Origin of the sequence: Streptococcus oralis subsp. dentisani, from assembly GCF_002096685.1 — a bacterium.
GTDB lineage: Bacteria > Bacillota > Bacilli > Lactobacillales > Streptococcaceae > Streptococcus > Streptococcus oralis_AD.
This window is the reverse complement of the sequence record NZ_NCVA01000040.1, coordinates 236,223-247,068: the sequence shown is the minus strand read 5'-3', so window position 1 is coordinate 247,068 and position 10,846 is coordinate 236,223. Positions and strand designations below refer to the sequence as shown.

Annotated in this window: 10 protein-coding genes; all 10 read right to left on the bottom strand. The window is 43.3% G+C overall.

Annotated features, from left to right (window positions below; all coding sequences use genetic code 11):
* Positions 1-115: 115 nt before the first annotated feature.
* Positions 116-1,495 carry a glycoside hydrolase family 1 protein gene (locus B7705_RS05755; RefSeq protein WP_084948380.1) on the bottom strand — a complete coding sequence of 460 codons (1,380 nt, stop codon included), beginning with the start codon at positions 1,493-1,495 and terminating at the stop codon, positions 116-118.
* Positions 1,496-1,602: 107 nt separating this feature from the next.
* Positions 1,603-3,456 carry a proline--tRNA ligase gene (locus B7705_RS05750; RefSeq protein ID WP_084948379.1) on the bottom strand — a complete coding sequence of 618 codons (1,854 nt, stop codon included), beginning with the start codon at positions 3,454-3,456 and terminating at the stop codon, positions 1,603-1,605.
* A gap of 16 nt (positions 3,457-3,472) precedes the next feature.
* Entirely contained in the window at positions 3,473-4,729 is a 1,257-nt protein-coding gene (gene rseP, locus B7705_RS05745) for an RIP metalloprotease RseP (RefSeq protein ID WP_084948377.1), read from the bottom strand.
* A gap of 15 nt (positions 4,730-4,744) precedes the next feature.
* Positions 4,745-5,548, bottom strand: coding sequence for a phosphatidate cytidylyltransferase (locus B7705_RS05740; protein ID WP_084948376.1), 804 nt, complete (start codon positions 5,546-5,548; stop codon positions 4,745-4,747).
* 8 nt (positions 5,549-5,556) lie between these two features.
* Positions 5,557-6,315: an isoprenyl transferase gene (locus tag B7705_RS05735; RefSeq protein ID WP_084948374.1), complete on the bottom strand. Its 759-nt coding sequence runs from the start codon at positions 6,313-6,315 to the stop codon at positions 5,557-5,559.
* A gap of 416 nt (positions 6,316-6,731) precedes the next feature.
* Positions 6,732-7,496 carry an amino acid ABC transporter ATP-binding protein gene (locus B7705_RS05730; RefSeq protein ID WP_084948373.1) on the bottom strand — a complete coding sequence of 255 codons (765 nt, stop codon included), beginning with the start codon at positions 7,494-7,496 and terminating at the stop codon, positions 6,732-6,734.
* Positions 7,497-7,505: 9 nt separating this feature from the next.
* Positions 7,506-8,228, bottom strand: a complete 723-nt coding sequence (locus tag B7705_RS05725; protein WP_000350559.1) for an amino acid ABC transporter permease — start codon at positions 8,226-8,228, stop codon at positions 7,506-7,508.
* A gap of 3 nt (positions 8,229-8,231) precedes the next feature.
* The gene (locus tag B7705_RS05720; RefSeq protein WP_061453984.1) at positions 8,232-8,924 is read right to left on the bottom strand and encodes an amino acid ABC transporter permease; all 693 of its coding nucleotides are present in this window, start codon (positions 8,922-8,924) and stop codon (positions 8,232-8,234) included.
* Between the two features lie 32 nt (positions 8,925-8,956).
* A complete protein-coding gene (locus B7705_RS05715; protein ID WP_000037003.1) occupies positions 8,957-9,835 on the bottom strand; it encodes a transporter substrate-binding domain-containing protein in 879 nt (292 codons plus the stop codon).
* Positions 9,836-9,846: 11 nt separating this feature from the next.
* Positions 9,847-10,845: a uroporphyrinogen decarboxylase family protein gene (locus B7705_RS05710; protein ID WP_084948371.1), complete on the bottom strand. Its 999-nt coding sequence runs from the start codon at positions 10,843-10,845 to the stop codon at positions 9,847-9,849.
* Position 10,846: the final 1 nt, after the last annotated feature.

Sequence of the window (10,846 nt, the reverse complement as noted above, 5' to 3'; positions counted from 1 at the left end):
ATCTCCCTTGCGACTTAGATGAAAAGATTTTATCATACTTGTAGTGGTTAAAACTGTACTGATTAGTCGTTACATATTAAAAAATGAGATGAACACCATCTCACTCTTTTTATTCTTAAAATCCATTATTGTCGCTGAGTTCTTTGAACCAGTGACCTGATTTCTTCAGACGACGTTCTTGTGTTTCCAAGTCAAGCTCTACCAAACCATAGCGGTTTTTATAGCTGTTGAGCCATGACCAGCAATCGATAAATGTCCAGATTAAGTAACCTTTACAGTTAGCACCATCTTCGATGGCACGGTGGAGTTCACGCAGATGCCCTTTGACAAAGTCAATACGATAGTCGTCCTGAATCATGCCATTCTCACGGAACTTGTCTTCACCTTCAACACCCATTCCGTTTTCAGTCAACATCCACTCGATATTGCCATAGTTTTCCTTGATATTTTGAGCGATATCATAAATCCCTTGCTCGTAGATTTCCCAACCGCGGTGAGGGTTGATTTTACGTCCAGGCATAACATAAGGCTCGTAAAAATGCTCTGGCAAGAGCGGGCTATCAGGATGTTTAGCAAAACGCGGTGCCATGACACGCAAAGGCTGGTAGTAATTGACTCCGAGGAAATCAACTGTATTCTCGCAAATGAGCTCCAGCTCTTCAGCTGTATACTCTGGTAACAAGTCATGCTCAGACAAGATTTCTACCAACTCCTGTGGATAAGCTCCCAAGACAGACGGATCTAGGAAAGATTGAGCTTGAAAGAGATCCGCAATGCGCGCAGCCTTGACATCTGCAGGGTGCTGGCTACGTGGATAAGCTGGCGTTAAGTTAAGAACAATCCCAATCTTAGAGCCAGGCAAAATCTCATGACAGGCCTTAACCGCAAGACTACTAGCCAGTTGCGTATGATAGGCAACCTTAACCGCTGCTTTGGCATCTACCTTGTGAGGATAGTGGGCATCATAGAAATAACCAAACTCCACAGGAACGATAGGCTCGTTAAAAGTAATCCATTGATCCACCAAGTCACCGTAAGTCTCAAAACAAAAACGAGCATAGTCTTCATAGGCTGAGACAGTCGCCTTATTTTCCCAACCATCCCCATCTGCTTGAAGGGCAAAAGGGAGGTCAAAGTGGTAGAGATTGACTAGAAGACGGATTCCCTTAGACTTGATGGCTTCAAATACCTGACGGTAGAAAGCCACCCCTTGAGGATTGACTTCTCCACGGCCTTGTGGGAAAACGCGAGACCACTGGATAGAAGTTCGGAAGGCTGTATGGCCAGTCTCTACCAAAAGCTCAATATCCTTCTCCCAGTTCTCGTAAAAAGTCGATGTTTTGTCAGGTCCAATCCCATTGTAGTAGCGATTGGGTTCCACCTGATACCAATAATCCCAGAGATTATCTCCCTTGCCATCACCTGGCACTCGTCCTTCTGTCTGTGGTCCAGAAGTGGAGGAACCCCAAACAAAATCCTTTGGAAATTTTAGCATTGTTATACCTCTTAAATTGATTATGTCTTTATTCACTTCCATTATATAGAAAAAACAAGGTAAAAACTAGTTACATTTTTGCCTTGTTTTTCTTCTGATTATAGTTTTTATTTCTTGCTGAGGATTTCAAGCGTTTCAAGCAAGTTGTCTGCGTGAACTTCGATGGTGTCACCAGTCGCTTTGATTTTAACTTCTACAATACCGTCAGCTGCTTTCTTCCCAACAGTGATACGGATTGGCAACCCAATCAAGTCGCTATCGCTAAACTTCACTCCGACACGTTCGTTACGGTCATCTGTCAAGACTTCGTAACCAGCTTCCATCAAGCTAGACTCAAGTTTTTCTGTCAAAGCTTGCGCTTCTTCGTCTTTGACATTGACAGTAATCAAGTGCACATCAAATGGCGCCAATTCTTTAGGGAAGTTAATTCCCCAAGCGTAACGGTATTCCCCTTTTGGCGTTTTGTTAACAAAGAGGCGAGCGTGTTGTTCCATAACTGCTGATAGAAGACGGCTAACACCGATACCGTAACATCCCATGATGACTGGCACAGCACGACCATTCTCGTCCAAAACATCTGCGCCCATACTTGCTGAGTAACGAGTTCCAAGTTTGAAAATATGACCGATCTCAATACCACGCGCAAAGTTAAGGACACCTTGTCCGTCTGGTGAAATTTCACCCTCACGAACTTCACGTATATCCACATATTCTGCGGTAAAGTCACGACCTGGATTCACACCCGTCAAGTGGTAGCCATCTTCGTTAGCCCCTACAACAGCATTGCGAACATCTTGCACCTTACGGTCTGCAATGATTTTCACATTTTCTGGCAAACCAACTGGGCCAAGCGAACCAAAGCCAGCTGGAATAACGTTTGCTACTTCTTCCTCGCTAGCAACGTCAAAGAAATCTGCACCCAAGTGGTTCTTTAACTTGACTTCATTGAGTTGGTCATTTCCAACTAGAAGGGCTGCAACAAGCTCACCATCTGCCATGTAGAAGAGGGTTTTGATTGTTTGTTCTTCTGGGACATTTAGGAAGGCTGCGACTTCGTCAATGGATTTAACACCTGGTGTTTCCACGCGAGTTACTTCTTCTTCAGTAACGACACGGTTGCTTGGTTTGTACTCGTTTGTTGCCATTTCTAAGTTAGCTGCATAGCTAGACTCACTTGAGTAGGCAATAGTGTCTTCACCAGAAACCATCCATTTGAGCAATTCTGCCTTGATTTCTTCTTGCACTTCTGCAGGAATCTCATCAAATGAGGCAACTGACTTGTCTAAGACAACCCAGCGATCGAGGTCTGTACGGGCTGGTGTGATGGCCATAAATTCTTGGCTATCCTTACCACCCATGGCTCCACCGTCACCGATGATGGCCTTGAAATCCAAACCACTGCGAGTGAAGATGCGTTCATAAGCAGCCTTGTACTCATCATAGGTCACATCCAAGCTGTCATAGTTGGCATGGAAACTGTAACCGTCTTTCATGATGAATTCACGCGTACGGAGAAGGCCGTTACGTGGACGTTTTTCATCACGGTACTTAGGCTGGATTTGGTAGAGATTAAGCGGTAATTGCTTATAAGACTTAACAGAGTCACGAACAATGGCTGTAAATGTCTCTTCGTGTGTCGGACCTAGGATAAAGTCTGATTTTTCACGGTTTTTCAGTTTATAAAGGTCTTCACCATAGGTTTCATAACGGCCTGATTCACGCCAAAGATCGGCACTGAGAAGGGCAGGCGCCAACATTTCCACCGCACCAATCTTGTCAAACTCTTGGCGCATGATGTTCTTAGCCTTTTCAATCACACGGTTAGCAAGTGGGAGGTAAGAATACACTCCCGCAGAAACTTGACGAACATAACCAGCACGCAACATAAGGGCGTGGCTGATAACTTGAGCATCGCTTGGCATTTCACGAAGCGTAGGGATTAGCATTTTACTTTGTTTCATAATATTCCTCGATTATCTAAAAGAAGAGTCGCATAATGTCATTCCAGGTCACAGCTAGCATCAAGACAACCATGATAACTACACCAGCCATGGTGACATAGGTTTCAATTTCTTGTTTAAGGGGTTTACGGCGGATAGCCTCCAGGATATTGAGCACAATCTTTCCACCATCCAAAGCCGGGATCGGAATCAAGTTAAAAATCCCGATATTGATAGAAATCATAGCTAGGAAATAGAGGACATTCTCAAGACCATTTTTAGCAGCATCGCTACTTGCCTTAAAAATGGCAACGGGACCACCAAGTTTGTTCAAATCCGGATGGAAAATCAAGTTTTTCAGAGCCGAAAGGATGCGGAGCCCTGAGTCAGCAGCGGTCGTAAATCCACCAACAAACATGGATAGAAAGTCTGACTTAATTCCCGGTTGAACCCCGAGAATGTAACGTCCTTGATTTTCTTCTGGAGTCACAGTAACTTGTTTTTCGCTACCATTTTCAGAAATGGTCACATCCAAGGTCGGGGCTGTCTTGTCCTTGGTATCTGCTTCCACAGCCTGGGTCAAGTCTTGCCAATTCTTAACCTCATGCGAGCCGACCTTTGTAATTTGAGCGGTCTCAGCTACACCCACCTTAGCCAAAGCGCCCTCTGGCATGACATGAAAGAGATTGGTCTGAGTATCTCTAACACCGCCTTGCAAAAAGATCAAAATCCAAAAAACAACAACACCTAAGATAAAGTTATTCATAGGACCTGCAAAGTTGGTGATGAGCTTGCCCCAGATAGAAGCATTTTGATACTGTACATCCAGAGGAGCGATGCGCACTTCGGTACCATCTGCCTCAACAACCGTTGCATCATGATCCACTGCAAAGGTCTTTTCTTCTTCCAAAACCAAGCCTTTAATGAAGAGCTTGTCTTCAAAGTCAAACTGGGTTACCTGCATAGGGAGAGCTGTTTGATCCAGTTTCTTCCCAGATAGATTGATCCGTTTGACCTTACCATCCTCCGCAAGTGTTAAACTGACTGGGGTTCCAGTCTTGATCTCCGTCGCATCGTCACCCCAACCAGCCATACGAACATATCCTCCTAGAGGAAGGATTCGAATGGTATAAGCAGTGCCATCCTTACCGATATGAGCAAAAATCTTGGGCCCCATACCAATGGCGAATTCACGAACTAGAATGCCTGATTTCCTGGCAAAATAAAAATGTCCAAACTCATGCACCACCACAATAATCCCAAAAACCAGGATAAAGGTTAGCAATCCAATCATTCAATATTCCTTTCTTTAAAACAGGCCAAATAAGTGCATCATTGGAAACACAATCAGCATGCTGTCAAAGCGATCCAACACACCGCCATGTCCAGGGATAAATTTTCCAGAATCCTTAACACCGAAATGGCGTTTCATGGCACTCTCAATTAAGTCACCAAACTGACCTGCCACACTGAAGAAGGCAGCAAAGAGACTCATTCTATAAATCCCATAAGGAAGAGCAACTGTGCTGTCCACTAACATGAAAACCACTGTTATCAGTACCGCACCTAGAATACCACCGACAAAGCCCTCAATACTCTTATTAGGAGAAACTCTCGGCGCCAATTTATGTTTACCAAAATTCATCCCTGTCAGGTAGGCAGCACTATCTGTCGCCCAAACGATAAAAAGGGCTAAAAGTACCTTGTCAAAACCTGCCACCCGAGCATCTAGTAAGGCATTGAAGCCAAAACCAACATAAAAACTCACAGCAATTGGAAATGCGGCATCTTCAATCGTATAGTTTTTACTGAAAACGGTCGTCCCCAGCATAATTGTAATCAAAACACTGTAGGCAACCACATTCCCATCAACTGGTAGGAATGTCAGATAGTTTTCTAAAGGAATTGTGAGGGCAAAGGTCGCAAAGAGAGTCAAAGTCCCCTCAATGGTCATGGTATTTAGCCCTTTCATGTGCAAGAGTTCATGGACAGCCAGCATGGCTAACAAACCAATCCCTATCTGCAACAAGAGTCCTCCCACAAATAAGACTGGAAGGAAAATAGCCAGGGCCAATACCGCAAACAATGTTCTCTTTTGTAAATCTTGGGTCATATCTTCTCCTAAACTCCTCCAAAACGGCGATTGCGACGATTATAGGCCGTAATAGCCTCCTTCAAAGATGCTTCATCAAAATCAGGCCACAAGGTATCCGTAAAGTAAAGCTCGCTATAGGCTGCTTGCCATGGCAAGAAATTACTCAAACGCAACTCACCACTCGTACGGATAATCAAATCAGGATCTCGCAAATCCTTTGGCAGGCGTTGTGTGAAAAGATAATCCCCTATCATATCTTCTGTAATATCACCAGGATTGATTTTGGCATCTAGAACTTCCTGAGCCAAGCTCTTAAAAGTCTGCGTAATTTCAGCACGACCACCATAGTTAAGCGCAAAATTGAGAATCAAGCCTGTATTGTTCTTGGTCAATTCCTCTGCTTTTTTCAAAGCTTCAAAAGTCGGCTTAGGTAGACGATCTGTCTCCCCAATCATCTGAATCTTAACATTATTTGCATGCAATTCAGGGACGTAGTTATCATAAAACTCGACTGGTAAGTTCATGATAAACTTGACTTCTTGATCTGGGCGCGTCCAATTTTCCGTCGAAAAAGCATAGACTGTGATGACCTTAACTCCCATCTTGTTAGCTGCCTTGGTCACCTTTTGGAGGGCTTCCATCCCTGCCTTATGACCAAAAACCCGTGGTTGCATCCGTTTTTTAGCCCAGCGACCATTCCCATCCATGATGATGCCAATGTGAGCAGGAACCTGTGTTGGAACCTCGACTTCTACAGCTTTATCTTTCTTAAAAAATCTAAACATGATCTTATTCCTATTCAAAAATCTATCGTTTCATTATACCATATTTCCCTATTTTCTTCTATTGCTAAGTTATTAGCTCTCCGTACAGACAAAAAATAAGCCGCCTGATTGAGCGACTTTATTTTATAGGGAGATTATTATGAAAAAGTTTTAGGAGTTTAAGTTAAGTGTTTCTTAACTTATGAACTTAGTATACACCTCCTAGCTTAAATTTTTCTTAAGTTTTTTTGAGAAATGAAAAATCTAAAATAAGATTGCCCACTTGAGTGTACGAAAAGTACCTCAAATCATCTCAAATAGCCAATCTAAGTCTAAAACCTAGCTTTTTCTGAAAGTCATTTCAAGCTGGCACCTTTTTCCATAGTTTATAGATTGGAACTTTGCTTCATAAGTTACTTTCATAATACACTTATCTATCAAATCATATATTCTACACTATAGGTGGCATCTGATAAGATACGAGCCAGAAACTGCTTGGTTCGTTCTTCCTGCGGACGGCTAAAGAAATCGTGGGGATTGTTCTCCTCTACGATACGGCCTCCGTCCATAAAAATAACGTGATTAGCGACATCTCTAGCAAATCCCATCTCATGTGTGACGACCACCATAGTCACACCTTCTCCCGCCAACTGTTTCAGAACATCCAAAACATCTCCAACCAACTCAGGGTCTAGTGCAGATGTTGGTTCATCGAGTAAAATCACCTCGGGCTTGACGGCAATGGCACGCGCAATTCCTATTCGTTGTTGTTGCCCTCCAGATAGCTGGGAAGGGTAGTAGTCTTTATAGGACAGTAAACCAACTTTTTCCAAGGCAGATTCTGCACGTTTGAGCGCTTCTTCCTTGGGAACTTTACGAGCCACGATTAGGCCTTCTAGAATATTTTCCAGGGCTGTTTTATTTGCAAAGAGATTGTAGTGTTGGAAAACAAAGGCTGTTTTTTGGCGAATTTCTAGAATGTCTTTCTTGCTTAATTTGGCTAAGTCATAGGTCTTTCCTGCCAAGGTTAAATGGCCACTGTCAGCTTTTTCTAAGTGGTTGAGACAACGGAGAAAGGTCGTTTTCCCCGAACCTGATGGTCCTAAAATAACGACGACATCCCCTTGATTGACCTGGAGATTGACATCCTCCAGAACCTGCCTCTCTCCAAATGTTTTTGCGATATGTTCTACTTGTAACATCCTGTCCTCCTATACAAAACGTGCACTAGATGCTTTTGCTCTCTTTTCTTTTTTCACATAGCCTTTCTCCAGTAGGGAGAAGCCCCACTGAATCAAACCACAGATCAAAATATACTGCAAAAAGATCACAAAATAAGACTCAAAATACTGGTAACCGTAGGACGCTTCTACACGAGCAATAGCGGTGATGTCCTTGATGGTCATGACAAAGACCAGGGAGGTCCCTTTGACGATATTGATCACCAGATTGGCCAGGTTAGGTAAGGCTGAGCGCAGAGCTTGAGGAAAAACAATCCTTAAATAGGCCTGTGTCGTGGTCAAGCCAATCGCATGCGCCGCCTCTAATTGTCCCTTGTCCACCGTCAAGATAGCTGAACGCAAAATCTCTGACAAACTCCCGACCGTCATCAGACTATAAATGATAAAAGCATAGTAGAGAGGATCAAGCTTGAAAATATCAAAGTCACTTCCTATACTTTTGAAAAATTGATTCAGCAGACTTGGAAACAAACTATAAAAGAAGAGAATTAATAAAATCGGAGGGGTCGCTCGGATAAAAGCTAGATAGACTAGAGAAAAACTTCTCACCCCTCGAACCTTGTAAATCTGCCCCAAGGCTAAAAATAGAGCAGGTAAAAAACTTAAGACCATAGCCACAATCATGATGGCCAAGGTGATTGGCACACCTTTTAAGGTCTCCAGAAAGGTCTTTACAATATAGTCTATGTCCATTTCTTACCTCCCTTTTGTTTCCAAAGACTTCTCAAGCAAACGACTCAAGCCAGAAATAACCAAAGCAATCCCCCAGTAAAGAAGCGCAACTGCCGTATAGGTTTCCAAAGAGTAGTTCCCTAAATTGCGACTGATCAAGAGATTGCCTGCCCCCATAACATCAACAAAACCAATCGTATAGGCCAAGGCAGCATCCCGCATGAGATTGAGAATAGCGGTCGTTATATTGGGAAGAGCAACCTGAACAGCTTGAGGAAAAATGATTCTCCAAAAGGTCTGACTTGGAGTCAAACCAATACTAAGCCCAGCCTCTGTCTGCCCCTTTGGAATAGCTTGATAGGCTGCCTTGAAAACCTCAGCAACAATAGCTGCAAACAAGAGAATCATCGTAAGGAGAACAAAAATAGTTTTAGACCAGTTGTTGATATCCAAACCCAGCCACCATTTCAGAAATTCTGGCAAGCCATAAAAGACTAAAAAAAGCAAGACAATCGGCGGTGTACAACGAAGGGTAAAGATATAACCTTTAGAAATTGCTGCAAAACTCTTGTCTTCTCCTACTTGCGCCCAGGCCAAGAGTCCTCCAAAAAGGGAACCAAGAAGAGTGGTAAAAAAGAGAATGGACAAGGTCATAGGAAGTGCCTGCAATAAGGTCGGCAAAAACTGAAAGACCTTGGAAAAATCATAAGAAACCATGCAAAACCCTTTCTAGTCTTGGAATTTCTGGTCTAGTCTTTGTCTACGTAACTAAAGACATCTTCTTTGAAATATTGCTGAGATAGCTTAGCAAGCGTGCCATCTTCTTTCAACTCTTTGATTGCTTTTTCATATTCTTTAGCAAATTTCTCACCCTTTTCATCACGGTGAATCAAGGGATAAGTTGGAATGCCCTTATATGGGAACCAGCTGAGTTTGTCCGCATATTGGTGGTAAGGGCCATCTTCTGCGGTAACTGCTTTTTCAAAGGACAGTTTGATATCAAAGAAGGCATCATAACGTCCTTCTAAGACCCAGGCATAGGCATCTGCTACCTTAAAGGATTCCGCTGCAGTTAGCTCAATTGGTGCATCTTGATGTTTTTCATTGTAGCTTGTGATGACATTCCATTGAGCATTCTGTGGAGAGATAGGAACCAATTTCCCTTTATTCTTGGCAAAGTCATCAATGGTTTTGTATTTCTGTTCGTCTTCTTTTCTGACAGTAAATCCGATAATACTTGCTCCGACTGGTTCAGATGGAATGACAAACTTTTTAGCTCGTTCGTCTGTGTACCAAGCTCCCTTGGTTCCGATGTCATACTTGCCTGATTCCAGACCAATCAAGAGGTCGTCATCACTGGTACCCGTATATTCAAATTGATAGTTTGCCAACTTCTCATCAACAGCCTTCAAAACAGCTACTTCATAACCATCTGATTCCCCTTTTTCATTGACAAAGTCATAAGGTACGTAGTTTTGTGTATGGGCAACCTTCAAGGTTATGACTTCAGCAGATGAAGCTGTTTCTCCCTCCTTGGCTGGAGCGCCAGCTAAACTTCTCCCGATAATCGTTGCCCCAATTACTGCAACAACTGCTACACCACCGATAATCCATGCTTTTTTACTCATCTTTTTCTCCTTTAATTTTCAAGCGCTTCTCTCACCCACTGGATACGTTCAACTGCGATATCACTTGGAATGGTGCAATCTGCCCCAAGTACCAAGCCCCGTTCCCCAGCTTCTGCAACTAGTTTCTTTGCCTCAGCCTGAATGGCGTCCTTGCTACCAGTGTACAGCAAGCCTGTCTTGCCATTTTCGAATCCTCCAAGAACCGTACGTCCCTTGAAAATCTCACGACCTTCCTTGAGAGTGATTCCTTCTGGTCCTACAGCCCAGTTAAAGACTTGGGCTGGATAGTCTGCAAAAAGGTGAATATCATTTCGCGCCCCCTCGTAGCCACAGATATGAAGAACAGTAACACCACCAACAGCACTAGCTGCTTCCAGAACAGTTATCTCGCTAGGTGCAATGACGGCTTGATAAGCTGCTGCCGACACTCGTTGATCTTGGATACTTTGCACGCTGAGGTAGATTCCATCAGCACCAGCCTCTTCGATGACAGCTCGACTGAGACTCGCAATATCCTCTGCAATCACATCCAACACCTTTTTAAGGGCTTCAGGATTTTCCACCAGAAAGTCTGCAATGAGGTCATCGCCACCAGACACTTCCCCAAGCAACCACTTGAGATAGGTCACAGGAGCAAAAATATTGTAAATCGCAACGATATCTTCTGTAAACTCTTGCTTGATTTTCTTAACCAAGTCCACCTGCTCTTTTATCCAAGCGTGATCTGGTCCAAGTGGTTGAATGGTCGCCAATTCTTGAAGTGATTTTCCTTTGGCAATCGCTGGATTTGGGTAAGCAAAGTAGCCATCACTCATGAGTTTGATAAAGTCTGGCTGAACTTCTCGGATAAAGCGCTTATGGCCCTCGATATTCTTCTTGATAATGGCTGGATTTGAGAAACCGTGCAGCCATTCGTCTTCGGATGTGAAATGGTGCCAAAAACCAACTGGCACACGATCAACCTTTTCACCTTTAAATGCTTTTAAAACCCATTCTTTTTTTTCTGACATT

Excerpts from the sequence above, each read along its gene's own strand:
- B7705_RS05755 (WP_084948380.1), bottom strand. The coding sequence starts at position 1,495 with ATGCTAAAATTTCCAAAGGATTTTGTTTGGGGTTCCTCCACTTCTGGA.
- B7705_RS05750 (WP_084948379.1), bottom strand. The coding sequence starts at position 3,456 with ATGAAACAAAGTAAAATGCTAATCCCTACGCTTCGTGAAATGCCAAGC.
- rseP (WP_084948377.1), bottom strand. The coding sequence starts at position 4,729 with ATGATTGGATTGCTAACCTTTATCCTGGTTTTTGGGATTATTGTGGTG.
- B7705_RS05740 (WP_084948376.1), bottom strand. The coding sequence starts at position 5,548 with ATGACCCAAGATTTACAAAAGAGAACATTGTTTGCGGTATTGGCCCTG.
- B7705_RS05735 (WP_084948374.1), bottom strand. The coding sequence starts at position 6,315 with ATGTTTAGATTTTTTAAGAAAGATAAAGCTGTAGAAGTCGAGGTTCCA.
- B7705_RS05730 (WP_084948373.1), bottom strand. The coding sequence starts at position 7,496 with ATGTTACAAGTAGAACATATCGCAAAAACATTTGGAGAGAGGCAGGTT.
- B7705_RS05725 (WP_000350559.1), bottom strand. The coding sequence starts at position 8,228 with ATGGACATAGACTATATTGTAAAGACCTTTCTGGAGACCTTAAAAGGT.
- B7705_RS05720 (WP_061453984.1), bottom strand. The coding sequence starts at position 8,924 with ATGGTTTCTTATGATTTTTCCAAGGTCTTTCAGTTTTTGCCGACCTTA.
- B7705_RS05715 (WP_000037003.1), bottom strand. The coding sequence starts at position 9,835 with ATGAGTAAAAAAGCATGGATTATCGGTGGTGTAGCAGTTGTTGCAGTA.
- B7705_RS05710 (WP_084948371.1), bottom strand. The coding sequence starts at position 10,845 with ATGTCAGAAAAAAAAGAATGGGTTTTAAAAGCATTTAAAGGTGAAAAG.